This window comes from Methylophaga thalassica (assembly GCF_030159795.1).
Taxonomy (GTDB): Bacteria; Pseudomonadota; Gammaproteobacteria; order Nitrosococcales; family Methylophagaceae; genus Methylophaga; species Methylophaga thalassica.
On record NZ_BSND01000003.1, the window covers coordinates 88,191 to 108,128 of the forward strand.

Below are 19,938 nucleotides of genomic sequence, written 5' to 3' on the forward strand. Positions count from 1 at the left end.
CGTGGCATTACTGTCATTAAAACAAATTACCGTCAGTTTCGGCGGCCCGAATTTATTAAATAAAGTCGATTTTCAATTAGATCGTGGTGAACGTGTCTGTTTAGTCGGACGCAATGGTGCTGGCAAATCGACACTGATGAAATTAATTGCCGGCGAAGTCACTGCTGACTCTGGTGAAATGGTCGGTATTCAGGATTTGGTCATTTCACGACTGGAGCAGGAAGTCCCGAGTGGTACGCATGGCAAAGTATTTGATGTGGTGGCAGCGGGTTTAGGTCAGTTAGCGCCTCTGCTGGTGGAATATCACGATATTATTCATCAACTACAAACAGACAGCTCACAGGCTCTGTTAGATAAACTGGAAAAAGCGCAGCATAAAATTGAAGCGGCTGATGGCTGGTCTTTAGAGCAGCGTGTCGAAACTGTCATTTCCAAATTATCGCTGGATGCAGATACCGAGTTTGATAGCTTATCCGGCGGGAAGAAACGTCGTGTTTTACTGGCACAGGCATTGGTCAAACAGCCAGACATTCTCTTACTTGATGAGCCGACTAACCATCTGGATATTGAATCGATCACCTGGCTTGAGGGCTTTTTGAAAAGCTATGGCGGCACCGTGCTGTTTATCACCCATGATCGAACATTTTTACAGGCTCTGGCTACACGCATTGTGCAATTGGATCGTGGCAATCTGGTCAGCTTCCCCGGTGATTATGAAAACTACCTGAAAAAACGCGAAGAATTGCTGGCGGCTGAGGCGGAGCAAAATGCCCAATTTGATAAAAAACTGGCTCAGGAAGAAGTGTGGATACGTCAGGGTATCAAAGCGCGTCGTACACGTAATGAGGGTCGTGTCAGAGCATTGGAAGCCTTACGTAAAGAGCGTAGTCAACGACGTGAACGTCAGGGAACAGCCAACATTCAGTTACAAGAATCTGACAGAAGCGGCAAGCTGGTATTAGAAGCCGAGCATATTAGCCAGAGTTACGACGGTAAAATGCTGTTTGAAGATTTTTCTATTGTTATTCAGCGTGGTGATCGTATTGGCATTATCGGTCCGAATGGCTGCGGTAAAAGTACACTGTTATCCATTTTATTGAAACGGATCGAACCTGAGCATGGCTCAGTGAAATTAGGTACTAATCTGGACATTGCCTTTTTTGATCAATTACGCAGTCAGCTTAATGAAGAAGAATCGGTGGTTGAGAATGTCGGGCAGGGCAGTGATCACGTCGAAATTAATGGTAGTCGTAAACATATCATTGGTTATCTGCAGGATTTTCTGTTTACGCCTGACAGAGCACGCACACCGGTGAAAGCATTATCCGGTGGTGAAAGAAACCGGCTCTTGTTGGCGAAACTGTTTACACAACCAGCTAACTTATTGGTGATGGACGAACCGACCAATGACTTGGACGCTGAAACATTGGAACTACTGGAAGATTTATTACTGAATTACTCTGGTACCTTACTGTTAGTGAGCCATGACCGTTCATTTATCAATAATGTCGTGACCAGCAGTATTGTGTTTGATACGGATGGTCAGCTCCGTGAGTATGTCGGTGGTTATGATGACTGGTTAAGGCAGCGTGCGGATACTCAAAAGAGCAATCCCAAGCCGGCAGCTAAAACAACTGCAGAAAAGCCGGCTAATAAGCCTGCAAAAAAATCCACGTTGACCTATCAGGAGAAGTTAGACCTGGAAGCCTTGCCAGCCATTATTGAAAAGCTGGAAATGGAACAGGAAACCTTAACCGCAAAGATGTCTGAACCGGATTTTTATCAGCAGGACCCCAAAAAAGTCAGTCAGGTACAGCAAGCGCTGTCTGAATTAGAAGCCAAAATGGCAGAAGCCTTTGAGCGTTGGGAGCTGTTGGAAGAAAAGGCCAACAGCTAGTCCCGAATCAGCTGACAGACAGATTTTGTTCTAATAAAGTCATAGCATGTTTAGCTGCTATCGGTCGGCTGAAATAATACCCCTGATACACATCGCAGTGGTGTTGTTTAAGGAACTGTAGTTGTTCCTGATTTTCAACACCTTCTGCGATGACTTCCAGGCCAAGACTTTTGGCTAATGTAATAATTGCTTTACAAATAGCGGCATCTTCAATATTAACACTGCACTCTCTGATAAAGGCCTGATCGATTTTCAGCACATCCACTGGGAATTTCTTCAAGTAGCTTAATGATGAATAGCCGGTACCAAAGTCATCTATGGATAAGCGGATACGGGTTTTTTTCAAGGCTGTTAATGCAGCGATGCTCTCTTCTGTATTGCCGGTTAGCACACCTTCAGTAATTTCAAACTCCAGCAATTCGCCACTGATGCCATACTGCGTCATCAATTTTTCAACATAGGCCGTTAATGTGTTGGAGTGCAGATGATGACCAGAAATATTAATGGCGATGGGTAATAATGTTGCACCGGCATCACGCCAGGCTGATAACTGTTTGATGACATTTTCAATCACCCATTCACCGACGTCGATGATCATATTGGATTCATCGATAACGGGAATAAAGTCGCCAGGCATGATTAAGCCGTGCTCTGGATGCTGCCAGCGTAATAACGCTTCAAAACCAACGACTTCACTGGTTTCACAGGAGACCTTAGGCTGATATTCAAGAAATAATTGATCACCTTTGATGGCATCAGGCAGTGCGTGTTCCAGTTGAAAATGTTGTAAGGATTTCTCACTCATTTCTTCCAGGAAAGCACGATAGGTGTTTCGACCTGCCTGTTTTGCTTTATACATTGCAATATCTGCGTGTTGTAACAACTGCTCAGCTTGTATCTGTCCATTTTCTGATATAGCAATGCCGATACTGGTCGGCACAACCAGGTTTTGTTGAGCAAGCGTCACCGGCGCACGCATCACGCCGAGGATATCCATTGCCTTGCTTTCAGCGTTCTCGAGCGTGATATCGCCAGATAATACGATGACAAACTCATCACCACCCCAGCGTCCGACCATATCCAGTTCACGTGTGACTTTGCCAAGACGATTAGCAACCTCACATAGCAGTTCATCACCAGCCTTATGTCCCAGATTGTCATTTATCTTTTTAAATTGGTCTAAATCCAAGAACATTAAAACGACGGAACCAGGCGTTTGCTGATGATATTGAATGAGCTGTTTTAAATGACTCATGAAATAGGTACGGTTGTAGAGGCCAGTGAGAGGATCGTTATATGCCAGTTGTTTTAGACGATTTTGCAGTTTTATTTGCTGAGTAATATCACGAATATGTAAGGTATATTCGACACGAGGCTGTGTTGTATCAGTGGTTTGAGTGATCACCACTTCAGCAGGGAATTCCTCACCATCACTGCGTGTAAGTTCAGCAATATTATGGCGCTTGAGTACCAGACCATCACCACTGACAAAGCCATGTGACAGGTTACTCATTGCTGCTGAACGCGATTGTTCGGTGATAAATAAAACAAAAAAGTTTTGTCCAAGTACGGAGCGTTTTGACATACCAAAACACTGTTCGGCAGCAGGATTAAATTCGATGATTTCACCGCGTTCATTGATGGTGACGATACAATCCATTGCCGCTTGTAAAATAGCGCCTTTGCGGAACTCACTTTCCTTATAAGCAGAGAAAGCCTGATCGCGTTGTTTTATTTCCTGATTAACCTTATCAATAACGCGATTGTACTGTTGGGCAATTTGACCCACTTCTGTGAACGGTTCAACGGGAACAGTAGATGAAAAATCAGACTTTTGTTGCTGATGATGCATGGCAGCCAGCAAATCAAAGACCTCGGTACTGACACGGTGTTCAGCCACGTTAAGGCCGATTAGTTCGGCATTGGCATCAACACGAAGTGGATAAAACCGGTTAATAAGTTTGAATACCACATAGGCAATGACAAAACTGTAAATACCGATAGTTGCAATCCCTAATAATTGAACTTCTAATTGAGCCAGTCGGCTAAGCCCCGTGCCAATTTTTGTTGGATCACCTAATAACGCCAGAGCGATGGTGCCCCATATGCCAGCGAACAGGTGAACCGGAATAACACTGATCGCATCATCAATCTTTTTCCATTCAAGCAGTTTGTCACCGTAGAAAACAATAACCCCACCGATAATGCCGATTAAAAAGGCCTGGTCACTGCTCACCGCATGGCAGTTTGCTGTAATAGACACTAAGCCGCCTAATACGCCATTGATGATCATTAATACATCAACATAACCATCAGAGAAGTATTTCAAAAGCGTTGTTGAAATGCCGCCCCAGACTGCTGCAACAAGGGTGTTAAGCAAGATACTGGGCACATTATCAGACCAGGCAAGCGTACTGCCGCCATTGAATCCAAACCAGCCAAACCAGATAAGCATTGCACCTAAAACGGCCATGGGCAGGTTACTGCCAGGAATACGACGATCATCTACATCATAACGGCCGATACGTGGCCCAATAATCAAAATGGCAGCAAAGGCAACCCAACCACCTACCGAGTGGACAACCGTGGAGCCAGCAAAGTCAACAAAACCTAACTGTTCCAGCCAGCCGGTTGGTGTACCATCATGAATGCCTGCCCATGCCCAATGTCCAATAACAGGGTAGATAAGCAGTGTAATAGTGATGGTAATAATGACATAACCGATATAGCTGGTGCGTTCAGCAACCGCACCTGATACAAGCGTGGCTGCAGTGCCACAGAACATCATTTGGAAAATAAAAAAAGTGGTTACGCTGGCTGTTGGCTTCTCGCCAAACATAAAATGACTAATACCGAAAAAACCGGAAACACTGTCACCAAACATAATGCCAAAACCAATTAGCCAGAAAATAGCGCTGGAAATCGTAAAGTCAGTGATGTTTTTTGCTGCAACGTTAATGCTATTTTTACTGCGGACAAGGCCACTTTCTAAACAAAGAAAACCTGCTTGCATGGTAAATACGAGGCAAGCAGAACAAAGTAACCATAAAGTATCCACAATCAGTGTCGCCTATATAAAGTGAGATTTATGTATTTTTTTACGATATTTCAGAAAATAAATCCATACGTTATATGACGAAATGGAAGAGTTTCCCGATTGACGAGAGTTTATTGTGATAGGGCTAAAACAAAAAAGCCATTTCCCTAAGTGGGTAAATGGCTTTTTTATTCGAGATAGATGGTTTAATTATTCATCTAACAAGGCATCACGGTCATCATTGTGACGGCGTGGCATAATCCACATTTCATACATCGATACACACCACATAAAGGCAAATGACATAGCCATGGCACCACCAGCTATGATGACCATCCAAGCAAAGTTGGGGTTAAGTTTTGTCAGCCACCATGAGCTAATATCGACGATGAGGAAAACATAAGGCGTAACAATGGCCGTGACTTTTAATGGTTTTGGCACACCTGAAGCCAAACTGAATATCAAACCGACAAACATAAAGATAAAAGCGATACCAAATAAGTGGATATGTGAAACGCGGGCTAGAGACTGAAATGAAGCCCCGGTGTCTACAACAGCACGCTCTTTAATGTTTTTGAAGTCAGTGTAATCAGGGATTGGCATACCTGAATCGGCGTTATGGCAAGGAATACAGTTTGCTTCAAAGATTTGTTTAATACCTGTACCTTCATAGGCAGCTTCAGTTGCTCCCTGATGGACCCAGGTAACAATGGCAGCACGATCTTCATCACTTGCCATTGGCTTCATTGAGCCACTTAATTTATTTTCTAATAAAGAATTATTTCTGTTGCCGTAGTAACTGTAGACAATATCATCAACAGAAAGACCATATTTACCATCAGCCAAGCCATGTGTGAGTTGAATCTGAACCAGCGCCATCAGATAGCCAACAGCGACCACCATCAGGTATCCACTAAACAAAGCTTTTAATGAAGTGCCTTGACTGGCGAGGTTCAGCTTGTGCGATTGAGCCATGAATTTTTCCTTTATTTTCTATGTAAGCGTTATGTTATTACATTCAATCGTTCAATAGTAGCTATTGAGAAAGATTCATTATTGAAATACTGTTTTGAGCAACTCTGTTGTACGAGCAGCTGGGTTTTCCCGAATTTTTTTCTCTTCTGAGGCTAACATGGTGAATAGCCCATCAAGCGCCTGCTCTGTTACATAATCGGGTAGATTGATGTTGATATTTTTTCCCACCACAGGGATATCAGCGATTTTGTCTGTTAGTTGATTGTAATACTGGGTAGATCCTACTTTATCCAGACTTTCATCAATGGTCGGTTTAAATAAGGTTCTTAGTTGATCGCTGGTGTGTTTCCTGAAGTATTCTGTTGCGGCATTATCAGCGCCATTCAATATGTTTTTCGCATCATCAATACTCATGGTTTTGATGGCATTGACGAGAATATCTGTTGCTTGTGGTGCTGCTTTCTCAGCGGCTCTGTTAATACTTGTTTCAAATTCATCCGCCAGACTGCCCATTCCATACTGGCGCATTAATGAGCCAGCTTTCTCTATTTGAGGCGGGAGGGGGATATGAATGGCGGCATTTTTTAAATACCCATCCGTTTGACTAACACTGGAAACAGCCCGTTGGCTGCCAACCACCAACGCTTCTTTTAAGCCGGAAACGATGGTGGCAATATCCAGGTTTGTTGAGGTTTTGTCAGAAGTGGCTTCGGAAAGCGATGAGTTTAATAAGGTTTTACTATTTTCTTGAATGTCTTTCAGTAAACCGCCCCAATCTGCCATGACATTTGCAGTGCCAAGAGTTAACGCTATACCAAGGGTAATGGCAGTTGCTTTTATCTTCATAACAATATCCTCTGGGAAGTGAGATGTGTGCTGCTATCAGTTTGTTCGTCTGTTTTTAACGCATAGATAGTAGTACAGAAAAGAAAAAGGCCGAACAGTTATATCTGAACGGCCTCTGATGTTGCGTAGTATGGTTAAAATTAACCAGGAATCACATTTTCTGCTTGTGGACCTTTTTGACCCTGAGTTACCTCCATGGTAACTGATTGACCTTCTTTCAATGTTCTAAAGCCTTCTGACTTAATCGCCGAGTGATGGACAAATACATCTGGACCATCAACCTGCTCAATAAAACCGAATCCTTTTGCATCATTGAACCATTTAACTTTACCTGTAACTTGCTCTGCCATATCAACCTCAATTTAATAACTACATCGGCACAACTCCTTGTTGCCCGATCTACACTTCTGAGAAGCTTATCCGCATTGTAACCACATAAAATAGAAAAAGGACACTCTCTTTAGAATAAAAAGCAATATTTTTTTTGTTATACATCCCAGTTTAATTTAACGCTGATGAGTGTTTCCTCTTTTATTATTTTGTTTTTTATATATTTATCGTAAAAATTAAACATTTCCATATTACAAAAAAAAAGGATAGTTAAATTTAACTATCCCTTATTTTTTGATGAAACTGCGCTATTTTATCTGGGTTTTAACCTTTTGGAACAAAATCCGCTGGAGGAGCAGAGCCTTCGCCAAAGAAGAATTTTTCCATTTCAGTTTTCAGAAATGCCTGTGACTTGGGATCGGCAAGTGACAGTCTATATTCGTTAATCAGCATGGTTTGCTGACTTAACCACATTTGCCATGCTTCTTTTGAAACAGATTCATAAAGGGTTTTTCCCATATCACCTGGGTAAGGCGGGAAGTCTAAACCTTCGGCTTCTTTGTTGAGTTTTACACAGTGTATTGTGCGTGCCATATTTGCCTCTATTGTAAAGTGTGTAAAAAAGAACGCACTGGTGCCGGAAGACCCAGTTGCATAATGTCGTCTATTTTATACCAGTTGCCGACACTCTTGTCGGTCACACCCTTTGGTCGTGACGTTATCAATAACGGTCGGATCGTTAATTTGAAGTGACTGAAAACGTGAGTCAGCTCGGGTAACTGTTCGATATTATCGACAGAAAAATGGAAAGTCCGTTCACAATAAGCAATCAGCTCCTCTTTTTCCTGTCTTTCTGGAAAGCTCCACAAGCCCCCCCAGATACCCGCTGAGGGTCTTTGTTCCAGAAATAGCTCATCACCATTCTGACAGACAAGCCAGTAACATGTTCTGGTCGGAATAGTTTTTTTGGGTTTTTTCTCAGGATAATCGGTTGGGCTAGCCGTGTTATAGGCTAAACAATGGCTCTGCAGCGGGCAATCTGGGCAGTCTGGTTTACTGCGTGTGCAAAGGGTTGCCCCTAAATCCATTTGTGCCTGAATATAATTAGCAATACGTTTGTCGGGGAGTAACGACTCTGCTTTTTGCCATAAATTATCTTCGACTTTTTTATTTCCAGGCCAGCCACTGATAGCAAAAAAACGTGTCAGGACGCGTTTCACATTACCGTCTAAGATGGGATATTTCTGATGATAGCCCAGTGTCAGTATAGCGCCGGCTGTAGAGCGTCCAATACCGGGTAAATTGATGAGCTCCTCTAATGTTTTTGGGAAACGTCCAGTATATTCTTCGCTGACTATTTGTGCGGTTTTGTGCAAATTGCGAGCACGGGCGTAATAGCCTAAACCAGACCAATACGCTAACACATCATCTTGTTTTGCTTTTGCTAATGGTTGAACGTCAGGAAACCGATGAATAAACCGGTTGTAGTAATCGATGACAGTAGCAACCTGCGTTTGTTGCAGCATGATCTCCGATAGCCAGACATGATAGGGCGTTGGATTTTGTTGCCACGGCAGATTTTTACGACCGTGATGATCAAACCAGTCGAGTAATGCGTCAGCGAAGTTGAACGATGTTGTCATGTTTTTCAACGTAAAAGCCCGCCTGACATGTTATCAAGACGGGCATGTAAAAATAATGCTTATTGCTTAGAAGAAGTTCTTTAATTTATCTTTGACGGCATCTTCTAATTTTTTATCAGAGGATTTTTCTTCTTGCGACTCAGCGTCAGTCGCTTTCTCAGCATCTGTTGAGCTGGCTTCAGATTTGGTTTCTGAACCACCCAACTTACCACTAAGAAGACCGCCCAAATCATCACCCAGTTTTTCTTTGAGTTTTTCTTCTGCTTTTGATTTCAGCTCTTCTTTGGCTTTATCTTTCACAAGATTAGCAAGATCAACGGTGGGTTTCGGTTCTGAAAATGTGCCCGTAATTTTGATAGGGATAGTGACACCTTTCAGGTCTTCAAGCTCTTTTCCACCTTGACCTTTGCTGGTACCGACAATCCCAACTTTTAAGCCGTAATCAAGTGCTTCATTAGCTAAATTTGCCTTACCGGCACCGTCAATGCGCAGCAAGGGGGACTTAACAGCGAGATCTTGATTGTTAATTACCCCATTGTTTGCTGTAAATGTGCCTGACATGCTGGAAAAGTCAGTTTGGACTGGCGCATCTGATTCAGGCAATTTTTCGCCTTTTAAAGCCGCTTTTGCTTTACGAATGATTTCTGCGATATTGATACCTTGCAAAGCACCATCAGTAAAAGCAAAGCCACCATTGCCCGTTAACGTTTGTTTGATTTGTGAGACAGTGGCGCCGCTACCTGTCAACTTGGCGTTAGCATTAGCGGTACCACTGATTTTGGCATCACCAGTCATATCTTTAAGTAAGGGACCAGCCTGAACATTTTTGATCTGTTCATTCAACGATAATTTAAGGGCATCTTGGCGTGCATCCAAGATGACATTACCGTTATATTGGCCTTGATATAAGTTTGCACTCATAGGGGTGAGCTTAACTAGACCATCGGCGGCATCAATGGTGATATGGATATTTTCACTGGTCAGTCCAGTGGCTTTCATTTTTCCTATATCAATGGTGCCTTTAGCGTTGATTTGACGTAAAGCTTCAACAGGTAATGCTTCCTCGGGTTTGGCTTTGTTATCTTGTTCTGTTGAAGCTGGTGCTTCAGTAGTGTCTTTGTTTTCTTTAACTGGAGGCATATAGCGATCAGCATCAATCTGATCCAGTTTCAATTTGAAGTTGAATGCTGGCTTGGCAAAATTGCTGACAGAAAATTGGCCAGTCAGATTGCTTTGGTCCAGTGTTAAAGCCAGTTGATTTAAATTGATTTGATTGGTTGAACCACTGAGTTCTGAACGAAGTTCGACTTTCTCCAGAGTCGATTCATCACTCATTTCTGGCAGTTCAATTTTCATATCTGATGCCAGCTTTCTTAAACTGAAAGGCTGGATATGAATGCTGCCTGCAAAAGTCGGTTTTTCTTTCAGAATATCTTTCGCCTGAATATCGCCTTCAAGGAGTAAATCCTGCAGTTTTAGCGCAAGAGCGGAAACGGTGAGGGTTTGCTGTTTGAGATCCGCTTTGATGCCGCTAGTCAGGTGAAGTTCGGCTTTTTCATTCGGCAAACTGGGATCTTCGATAGTGGCAGTAAGGTCCAGGTTATCAATATTGGACTGTTGTGTGGCCAGGTTGGAGGTAAGTTGTCCTGTTAATTTTGCATCAATCGTTTGCTGGTTATTCGACGCTTTGGCAGAAAGAACTAAATCACTCACTTCCAGCCATTGTTTAGCCATATCTGCTTTGATGTCTCCCTTCAAAGATAAATCTGCTTGATTGAAAGCGAGCTCTTTACCCTCAGCAATGGCTGAGAATGATAGTCCTTGAAGTGCATATTGTTGTTTTTTCATATCCACAGCGGCATTGGTTTTCAGCGTAACATGTGCTTTGGCTTCTGGTTTGGTGCTGATTAGATCAAAGTCCATATCAACCGCAGTTGGTACACCCGGTTCAAGAGGATCTGTTGTCAGGTTAAGATTACGTAACTGGTAACTTTCTCCTTTTGATGCATCGGACCAGAGAATATTGGCATTGGTCAGCTTGACACCCGCTACAGTGATGGTTTGTAAAGCAGGTTCAGATGCATCTTCAGGCTGACTTGTCGACTCTGTTGCCGGTGTTGAATCTTGTTCTTCCGTTTTGTTAATTAAATCATCCCAGTTGGTTTTGCCATTTTTATCGGTCTCTAAGTTCAGTACCAACCCATCGAGTACGATGGTGTCCATTTCTAACTGTTTTTTGAGCAGTGGAATAAGTTTAATGCGAATTTCGGCGGCTTGAACCTTAGCAAAAGAGTCGGCTTTAAAACCTTCAGCATTGCTGAGTGTTAAAGGACCGAGATCTAAGGCAATCCAGGGAAATACTGACAGGCCAATATCACCTTGCAGAGTCAGGTTACGGCCAGTGGCTTTTTCTACTTCACGGGAAATTTCATCTTTGTAGTCGTTAGGATTGATAAAAAATGGCAGTGCGATTAAAGCGGCTACAACCAGAACGATGAGGAAAATGATAATTTTTATAACAGTACGCATATTGGTATTCCGTTTTGAACTCTTATCCTGAGAAATTGCATTCATGATATGCGATCGAGCCGCATTTATGAACCGAGATTAAGGTTGTAGTTGAAAATTTCATAGTCCAGGCTACTGTCGATAAGTCCATTAGCAAGGATTGAGTAGGGTGTAGACTGTCCGTTTATCTGAATTTTACGGTTAGGTGAAAAGATCCCTTTTTCTGTCAATATTATCTTTGTATTCGCTTGAGTCACGTTATCAGTCTGTAACAGTAAAGCAGGATGTTCTTCTTGTTCATCAGCAGGCTGACACATCACGGGCTCTGGTTTACCGATAATGCGTTCCAGCCCGATTTGCACATCATTATGGATGTCAATTTGTAACCATTTGATGACAGCAAGTGTGACCTTTTGATTGATATCAAACAAGCCAACAAAGTCACCAATATTCAGATGATAACAATCTGTATGCGCACGTTTAGCCATCATGCCGCCATTACTCAGGTTCACCAGTTGCCAGTCTAATGCGTTGACCAGATTACCTTGTAAGCTCTGGTGGACAGATTCTAAGCCTAGTGTGATTTGGATGTGTTCGTCTGTTTCTTGTTTTATGCGCTCAAACCGTCTTTCATAGCTAGTATTAAGTTGCGGAAGAATGTGTCTGACCAGCCTTAATTCGGCCGACATAACTGTATGAGTACGGTGACTTTTAGCTTCACGTAATGTGGTTTCGATAGACTTTAACACCGCTTGAGCATCAAATAAGCGACTTGTTTCTGCTGATCTGATTTCTTTTGGTATGTTATGCATCGGTTGCGGGCAGTGATCCTGCTGAGCATTGATACAAAAATGTCCGAGAAGTAAGAAGCGACTGTTCACTTTACTTTGTTGTTCTGAGAGCCTGACAATGACGATTTTGTCAGTAAACTGCGACATCAGCCTGAATAAGCGTAATACGTCAAACCGCATTTGGCTGTAGGGATCGGTGAGTGCAGTCAAAACTATCTGCCCATAAATCTCAAAAAAACTGCGACTCTGATAATAAGGTTTAACAGTGACTTCCTGATGTAACGTTTGCGCTTTCTCCTGATACAGAAAAAGTTCATGTAGTAATTGCCAGATACCAGCGGGAGCAACCCGGTAATACTGGAAGCTGTGTAAGAGTTGTAAGCCGAGCATTTCTGCTGTTCGGTTTAGTGCCAGCAACATGAGCGGCTGTGCAAGTGGCGTTTTCCCACGCTGATAAAAGAAACGGACAATTTGCTGGTAAGCGACTGACAGTAAGCCAATAAGCTCATTGATTAAACTTATCGTACGTAAACTTTCAGTATTCATGTACAGATCCCGTTTTACTGCGGCAATATCACGGGTGAACAACAACTCGTTTACCTGAGAGCGATACATTTCCAGTAATGGCAGTAACAGACCCGGCTTGATTTTTTGCTGAGTAAGCGCTTTAAGATTAGCGAGTAATGAGGGAACACGCTGATATGTATCGTTAGGTAGCTGGTTTAACCAAACCAGTAACAAGGCCGGATCTTTAATAGTGGAAACGGCATTTTCATCATGGGAAACCGCCTGCAGATTTAAGGCCGGCAGATTATCCGCAGGCTTTTTTGAAAAGCCGACAAGATGATGAAATGTATTTAACCAACTTGCTTTGGTTTGAGGAATTAGCTGGCTGTTTGATTTCTTAACAGACTGATGGCTTGATAATTTTTGCTCAGCCAGATTAAGCGTTTCAGCAAACTGCGTTTTATGCAGTGGCTTTTGGAAGATGATGTCGACAGGCTCATGAGAATCTGCATGATGGGTTAATAAGCCTGTCAGACTCGCCGAGCGTTTTTGCCAGGCTTTACGGCCTGCGATTGAATCAAAGCTATAAATCACTAAATCAGCTTCGTTACTATCTGTAATGCTCCACTGACTGGTGAGTAGTGGAGAAGCTATACGAAGCATGGATTTTAACGAGCGAATCTCGCTCTCGCTCAGACCTAATAGTTTTAGATATCTGAGCGACAAGATTATTCTTCCCGTTCCAACTCAGGCTGTAAATGTCTGATACGAACAGTCTTGATGGCGTTGTCTGACGTCTGAATAACTTCAATAACATAGTCACCCATACGGACACTGACTCCGGGATCCGGAATGCTTTCCAGATACTCAAGTACAAGGCCATTAATGGTCTTTGGTCCGTCAGTAGGCAAATTCCAGCTATTATTTCGGTTAATTTCGCGAATATTAGCCGTACCATTAATTAAGTAACTACCATCATTTTGAGGATGAATATCTTTATCTTCGTCGATAGTATCGGCTGTAAATTCACCCACGATTTCTCTAAAAATATCTTCCAGAGTGATCAGGCCTAGCAGATCACCATACTCATCAACTACTAAACCCGTTCGACGACGATTTCTTTGGAAATTAATAAGTTGTGTATTTAATGGTGTGCCTTCGGGGACAAAATAAGCGCCTTTTATAATGCTGCGAAGACTTTCCAGTGTCAGATTATTCTGTGAGATAAGATGCAGGGCTTTACGCAGATGCAGTATCCCAACAATATTATCCATACTCTCTTCATAGACTGGCAGTCTGGTATGACCACAATGGGATAATTGCTGAACAATTTCCGGAAAGGGCGCATTAATATCCAATCCTTCAATTTCATTCCTTGGCACCATGACGTCATTGACGGTCACTTTTTCTAAATCAAGGATACTCATCAACATATCCTTGTGACGTGTTGGGATCATACTGCCAGCTTCCATCAGGGCGACTTTCAGTTCTTCAGTATTGATGGCCGATGTTGCTGCTTGCTCTGGTGATACACCAAATAACCTCACCATATTATTGGTGATGCTATTGGTAAACCATACCAACGGATAAAGTATGAATAGCAATGGCTTGAGGATAAAGCTGGCTGGAAAGGCCACTTTTTCCGGATGCAGTGCCGCCAGTGTTTTTGGGGTCACTTCGGCAAAAAGCAAAACGATTAAAGTTAAGGCGAAAGTCGCTGCAACGATACCGTTTTCACCCAGCAGTTTGATACCAATAACAGTGGCAATTGCTGAGGCCAGAATGTTGACAAAGTTATTGCCTAACAGAATCAAACCAATCAGTCGATCAGGGCGACTCAATAACTGACTGGCGATGATCGCACCGCGATGGCCTTCTTGTTCCAGGTGTCTCAGTCGGTAGCGATTCAGTGACATCAAGGCTGTTTCAGAGCTTGAGAAAAAGGCAGACAGAAACAGTAAAAAAAACAGGATAAGAAACAGAACCAATAAAGAGGTTTCTTCTAACATAAGCGATTAGCTCATCAAATATTCAAGAACGAATTTACTGCCCATATAAGCCAGTAATAAAAAGACAGATCCTGCTAAGGTCCACTTGACAGCAGTTTGTCCACGCCAGCCATAACGTAGGCGCCCCCACAACAAGCTAGCGAATACACACCAGGCGATAATGGACAACACCGTCTTATGCACCAGATGCTGGGCAAATAAATCATCAACAAACATCAGACCAGTAATTAAACCTAAGGTAAGTAATATAAAACCGCTGGTCAGGAGCTGGAATAAAGCGCGTTCCATCGTCTGTAAAGGGGGGAGTTTACGTAATAAGCCATTGATATGACGCTGATGAAGCTGCTTTTCTTGTATCGCCAGAATAATCGCTTGTATTGCGGCAAGCATAAAAAAGCTATAAGCAGCCAGAGATAATAAAACATGCCATTCTAATGCGGGTTCCGCTAAGGAGGGAGGCTCGGGTGATGGAAGTTCTACTTTGAGCATCAAACTCATAGCGACCAGCGGGTAGACGATAATGCCCGGATGAGCATTAGGTAAACGCATACCAATTAATAATGCGATTAAAGCCATCAACCATGTAGTGAGCGAAAACGTGGTGAACAAACCCAGCTCCCATCCTCCGGCATTTTTCATCGTGAAAAAGATATCTGTCGCGTGAAACAACAGTGCCATGATAATTAAAATCCCAACCGGGATGCTGGCATTTACGCTGGTTGGATCTTTTTGTACAAAACGCCGAATAAGAATAACGCTACTGCAGAGATAAAGTAGAAATGCTAAAGCATTCGCAATTGCCATAATGGTGTGTGATCCTTGAACCTGTTTTTTTTACCTTAATACATCAATAATATAACGATGTAGCAATGACCGAAACAATATATCAGTTATAATGATGAATTAATTACTAATCCTAAATTCTGAAATTAGGACATCATTAGCTAACAAGGTGATCTATGTTTGATAGCTTAAGCGATAGACTCGGCAGTACTCTCAAAAAAATCCGTGGCCAGGGCCGTATTACCGAAGATAACGTCAAAGAGACACTTCGAGAAGTGCGAATGGCGTTACTTGAAGCCGACGTCGCTTTACCAGTAGTGCGTGAATTTATCGATAATGTTAAAGAACGCGCGATGGGACAGGATGTTTTGCGCAGTCTAACCCCCGGTCAGGTGTTGGTCAAAATCGTCAATGACGAACTTGTTGCGGTGATGGGGGATGACTCAAACTCACTAAATCTGAGCACCCAACCTCCAGCGGTCATTTTAATGGCAGGTCTACAAGGGGCAGGTAAAACAACCAGCGTAGCGAAATTGGCAAGATGGCTAAAAGAGCGGGAACGTAAATCCGTTATGGTCGCGAGTGCCGATGTTTACCGACCTGCTGCGATTGATCAGTTAGAAACCTTAGCAAAAGAAGTTGATGCACGTTTTTTCCCCAGCCAGTCTTCACAAAATCCTGTTGATATCGCGCGTAATGCGGTTGAACAGGCTAAACGTGATTATGTGGATGTGGTGATTATCGATACCGCCGGTCGTTTACATATAGACGATGACATGATGGATGAGATCAAGCAGATTCATGCTGCGATCAATCCGATAGAAACCTTATTCACTGTTGATAGTATGACGGGCCAGGATGCGGCGAATACGGCCAAAGCATTCAATGAAGCTTTACCGCTTACCGGTATCATTCTGACTAAAACCGATGGTGACGCGCGGGGCGGGGCCGCTTTATCAATAAGACATATTACTGGTAAACCCATTAAGTTTATGGGGGTAGGTGAAAAAACAGCTGCCCTTGAACCCTTTCATCCCGATCGTGTGGTCTCTCGGATTCTGGGGATGGGCGATGTGCTGTCACTGGTTGAAGAAGCACAACGTAAAATGGATGTTGGTTCAGCCGAGAAACTGGCTAACAAACTGAAAAAAGGCAAAGGCTTTGACCTGGAAGATTTTCAGGAACAATTACGTCAAATGGGCAAAATGGGCGGCATCGGTTCACTATTAGACAAAATGCCGGGGATGGGGAATATTCCTGCTGCCGCAAAACAGCAGGTGAATGATAAAGAATTGGCCAAACTAGAAGCCATCATTAATTCGATGACAAAAAAAGAGCGCCAGAAGCCTGAAATTATTAAAGGCTCGCGCAAAAAAAGAATTGCGGCTGGTAGCGGAACCCAAATCCAGGATGTGAATCGTCTGCTGAAACAATTTAGTCAAATGCAGAAAATGATGAAGAAGATGGGTTCAAAAGGCGGAATGGCTAAATTGATGAGAGGTTTGGGCGGCAAATTTCCTATGGGCGGAGGCCTGCCTTTCTAATAAGTGTCGAAAGGACTTTTCAAACTTCGGAGACTTGCGTAGAATACGACGGTTTTCCGATCCAGTTTTCAACGGGCTAAATTATGGTAACAATTAGATTGACTCGCAGTGGCGCTAAAAAACGCCCTTTTTACGGTATCGTAGTAACTGATTCACGCAGCAAACGTGATGGTCGTTATATCGAACGCGTTGGTTTTTTCAACCCGATTGCTCGTGGTCAAGAAGAAAAACTTCGTGTTGATTTAGACCGCGTTGCACATTGGATTAGCCAAGGCGCACAAACATCAGAACGCGTTGCTAAATTGATTGCAGAAGCTCAAAAAGCCGCTTAATAATTAGGTTGTCAGGGTATTATGTCAACATCCGAGGAGTTTATCCCGGTAGGTAAAATATCCGGTGCCTTTGGTGTCAAAGGTTGGGTGAAGGTGTATTCTTTTACCGAACCTCGTACCAATATTTTGCAATATTCACCGTTATTTTTATCCAGACGTGGCGATTGGATTGAAATCAAAGTGTATGGTGGTCGATTGCAAGGTAAAGGTGTGGTGATGGGGATTGAAAACGTCACTGACCGTGATCAGGTTCAGCCGCTGGTTGGAGCAGACTTAGCGATTAAAAAATCGCAACTGGAACCCGTAGATGAAGACGAGTTTTACTGGAATGACCTTGAAGGTCTGACAGTGGTTAATCTTCAGAATCAGGTTTTAGGTAAAGTCGACCATCTGCTTGAAACTGGTGCAAATGATGTGCTGGTTGTTAAAGCTGAAGGGAAAAAAGCGGAAATATTGATTCCATTTGTAGTGGATGAGATTGTTAAACTGGTCGATTTGGATGAAGAAATTATCCAGGTAGATTGGAGTGAAGATTATTGATGGAAATCGGATAATGCACCTTGGTGTTATATCCCTTTTTCCTGAAATGTTTGATGCGATTACTCAATATGGAGTAACAGGTCGGGCGGTGAAACATGGTCTACTCAATTTAGACTATTGGAATCCGCGTGATTTTGCCTATGATCGGCATCGAACGGTAGATGACAGGCCATATGGTGGTGGTCCTGGAATGGTAATGAAAGTTGCGCCTTTGAAAGAGGCCATCACAGCAGCAAAGCAAAAGCTGGGAGATGAGGCAACCGTTATCTATTTGTCACCACAAGGCAAAAAATTGGACCAGAAAAGTCTGGAACAATTGGCGGGTAAACAGAAGTTGATTTTACTGGCCGGCCGTTATGAAGGCGTTGATGAACGTCTGATAGAAAAAGAGATTGATGAGGAATGGTCCATAGGTGACTACGTCCTCAGTGGTGGAGAACTGGCAGCCATGGTCATGATTGATGGTATGTCCAGATTGATACCCGGTGTGTTAGGTGATGAACAGTCTGCTGAGCAGGATTCTTTTGTGGATGGCTTATTAGACTACCCTCATTACACCAGACCAGAAGTTTTAGATGACCAGTCAGTACCCGAGGTATTGCTGGGAGGCGACCATGAAGCGATTCGTAAATGGCGTCTCAAACAGTCCTTGGGACGAACATGGTTGCGACGACCTGACTTATTAGACAAAGAGACTTTGACTAATGAACAGGCTTCGCTATTAAAAGAGTTTATTGCCGAGAGCGGGCAGGATTAGTTGGGAGTTAACAATGAGTAACATTATCGAACAGCTTAACGCTGAACAAGTGAGACAGGATATCCCTGAATTTTCAGCGGGTGATACTGTTGTTGTTAAAGTTAAAATCAAAGAAGGCGACCGTGAACGTGAACAGGCGTTTGAAGGTATCGTTATTGCTAAACGTAACCGTGGTCTGCACTCAGCATTCACTGTTCGTAAAATCTCTAGCGGTGTCGGTGTTGAGCGTGTTTTCCAAACACATAGCCCAGCCATTGCAAGCGTTGAAGTAAAACGTCGCGGTGATGTACGTCGTTCTAAACTTTACTATTTACGTGATCTGACTGGTAAAGCAGCACGTATTAAAGAAAAGCTATAATCCGAATTGTCATAACAGACGATTGGAAAAAAAGGGCAGTGTCTATACACTGCCCTTTTTTATTGCTTACTTGTTACTATTAAATAATTGATATCTAACAATAGTTATATGAGTGAGTCACAAACATCTTATTATCTCGAGCCTTTCCTTGACAGCCTTTGGCTTGAGTCTGGTTTGAGTCAGCATACAGTCGATGCCTACCGGCGTGATTTATTAGCCTTTTCAGCTTGGTTAGCTCAGTTTGATATAGATTTAGTCTCAGCCACCCAGCTGGATATCCAACGTTACCAAAGCCAACGCCTACGTGAAGGAAGAAAAGTCCGTAGTGAAGCCAGGCTGCTGTCCTCATTACGACGTTTTTACCGTTATTTATTACGTGAAGACATACGTGACTCTGATCCAACGGCGCAACTTGACTCACCCCGACTCGGTCGTTCCTTACCTGATAGTCTCACAGAAGCCGAAGTCGAGGCCTTGCTGGCACAACCTGATATCACTGAGCCACTGGGTTTACGTGATAGAACCATGTTGGAACTACTCTACGCAGCAGGATTACGAGTATCTGAATTGGTATCACTACAATTTGAGCAAGTGAATCTTCGCCAAGGTTTAATTCGTTGTATTGGTAAAGGCAATAAAGAACGCCTGATACCTATCGGTGAAATCGCTTTAGATTGGTTACAGCAATATTTATATGAAAGTCGACCAGCTATATTAAATGGGCAAATAACAGATGATTTATTTCCCACCCGTCGAGGTAAAGCAATGACCAGACAAGCCTTCTGGTACATAATCAAACGTTATGCTGGTCAAGCGGGCATTGAAAAGCATTTGTCGCCACATACTTTACGACATGCATTTGCGACACATTTATTGAATCATGGTGCTGATTTGAGGATAGTTCAGTTATTGCTGGGGCATTCTGATTTATCGACGACACAAATCTACACCCATGTAGCCAAAGAGCGGTTAAAACAATTACATGGTCAGCATCATCCCCGTGGTTAAGTGCTTATAGCACTGACGATATCAATCACAAATGCTAAACTGACTCGAATTTTTATAGCGTAATTTAGGTGAA

At 42.9% G+C, this 19,938-nt stretch carries 17 protein-coding genes; 7 read left to right on the forward strand and 10 right to left on the reverse strand.

The genetic code is table 11. The features are described from left to right. The first annotated feature begins 1 nt into the window (after position 1). Positions 2-1,897 carry an ATP-binding cassette ATPase Uup gene (gene uup, locus QQL60_RS00495; protein ID WP_007145972.1) on the forward strand — a complete coding sequence of 632 codons (1,896 nt, stop codon included), beginning with the start codon at positions 2-4 and terminating at the stop codon, positions 1,895-1,897. Between the two features lie 7 nt (positions 1,898-1,904). On the opposite strand, the gene amt is transcribed toward uup, so the two are convergent. From amt to QQL60_RS00545, 10 genes are all read right to left on the reverse strand, one after another. Next, entirely contained in the window at positions 1,905-4,955 is a 3,051-nt protein-coding gene (gene amt / locus QQL60_RS00500; protein ID WP_284722077.1) for an ammonium transporter, read from the reverse strand. A 189-nt stretch (positions 4,956-5,144) separates the two neighbouring features. Then, positions 5,145-5,909 (reverse strand): hypothetical protein, encoded by a 765-nt coding sequence (locus QQL60_RS00505; protein WP_007145970.1) that lies wholly within the window; start codon positions 5,907-5,909, stop codon positions 5,145-5,147. 78 nt (positions 5,910-5,987) lie between these two features. Then, a complete protein-coding gene (locus QQL60_RS00510) occupies positions 5,988-6,755 on the reverse strand; it encodes a DUF4197 domain-containing protein (RefSeq protein WP_273182620.1) in 768 nt (255 codons plus the stop codon). 140 nt (positions 6,756-6,895) lie between these two features. Next, positions 6,896-7,105: a cold-shock protein gene (locus QQL60_RS00515; protein ID WP_007145968.1), complete on the reverse strand. Its 210-nt coding sequence runs from the start codon at positions 7,103-7,105 to the stop codon at positions 6,896-6,898. A 304-nt stretch (positions 7,106-7,409) separates the two neighbouring features. Continuing rightward, positions 7,410-7,679: an oxidative damage protection protein gene (locus QQL60_RS00520; RefSeq protein ID WP_007145967.1), complete on the reverse strand. Its 270-nt coding sequence runs from the start codon at positions 7,677-7,679 to the stop codon at positions 7,410-7,412. A gap of 8 nt (positions 7,680-7,687) precedes the next feature. After that, complete coding sequence (mutY, locus tag QQL60_RS00525) at positions 7,688-8,728, reverse strand: A/G-specific adenine glycosylase (protein ID WP_284722078.1); 1,041 nt, start codon at positions 8,726-8,728, stop codon at positions 7,688-7,690. Between the two features lie 66 nt (positions 8,729-8,794). Beyond that, the gene (locus QQL60_RS00530) at positions 8,795-11,257 is read right to left on the reverse strand and encodes an AsmA family protein (RefSeq protein ID WP_284722079.1); all 2,463 of its coding nucleotides are present in this window, start codon (positions 11,255-11,257) and stop codon (positions 8,795-8,797) included. Between the two features lie 65 nt (positions 11,258-11,322). Next, on the reverse strand, positions 11,323-13,260 hold the full coding sequence (locus QQL60_RS00535; protein WP_284722080.1) for a hypothetical protein: 1,938 nt from the start codon (positions 13,258-13,260) through the stop codon (positions 11,323-11,325). A 2-nt stretch (positions 13,261-13,262) separates the two neighbouring features. Beyond that, positions 13,263-14,543: an HlyC/CorC family transporter gene (locus QQL60_RS00540; protein ID WP_273182609.1), complete on the reverse strand. Its 1,281-nt coding sequence runs from the start codon at positions 14,541-14,543 to the stop codon at positions 13,263-13,265. Positions 14,544-14,549: 6 nt separating this feature from the next. Further along, complete coding sequence (locus tag QQL60_RS00545; RefSeq protein WP_284722081.1) at positions 14,550-15,347, reverse strand: cytochrome C assembly family protein; 798 nt, start codon at positions 15,345-15,347, stop codon at positions 14,550-14,552. Positions 15,348-15,502: 155 nt separating this feature from the next. Between QQL60_RS00545 and ffh the strand changes: the two genes are divergently transcribed. From ffh to xerD, 6 genes are all read left to right on the forward strand, one after another. Then, entirely contained in the window at positions 15,503-16,870 is a 1,368-nt protein-coding gene (gene ffh / locus QQL60_RS00550; protein ID WP_273182603.1) for a signal recognition particle protein, read from the forward strand. 83 nt (positions 16,871-16,953) lie between these two features. Next, the gene (rpsP, locus tag QQL60_RS00555; RefSeq protein ID WP_040576276.1) at positions 16,954-17,202 is read left to right on the forward strand and encodes a 30S ribosomal protein S16; all 249 of its coding nucleotides are present in this window, start codon (positions 16,954-16,956) and stop codon (positions 17,200-17,202) included. A 21-nt stretch (positions 17,203-17,223) separates the two neighbouring features. Further along, positions 17,224-17,742, forward strand: coding sequence for a ribosome maturation factor RimM (gene rimM, locus QQL60_RS00560; protein ID WP_284722082.1), 519 nt, complete (start codon positions 17,224-17,226; stop codon positions 17,740-17,742). 13 nt (positions 17,743-17,755) lie between these two features. Then, positions 17,756-18,499 (forward strand): tRNA (guanosine(37)-N1)-methyltransferase TrmD, encoded by a 744-nt coding sequence (gene trmD / locus QQL60_RS00565; protein WP_284722083.1) that lies wholly within the window; start codon positions 17,756-17,758, stop codon positions 18,497-18,499. 13 nt (positions 18,500-18,512) lie between these two features. After that, positions 18,513-18,857 (forward strand): 50S ribosomal protein L19, encoded by a 345-nt coding sequence (gene rplS / locus QQL60_RS00570; RefSeq protein WP_007145957.1) that lies wholly within the window; start codon positions 18,513-18,515, stop codon positions 18,855-18,857. A 108-nt stretch (positions 18,858-18,965) separates the two neighbouring features. After that, positions 18,966-19,865 (forward strand): site-specific tyrosine recombinase XerD, encoded by a 900-nt coding sequence (gene xerD / locus QQL60_RS00575; RefSeq protein WP_284722084.1) that lies wholly within the window; start codon positions 18,966-18,968, stop codon positions 19,863-19,865. Positions 19,866-19,938 lie beyond the last annotated feature (73 nt).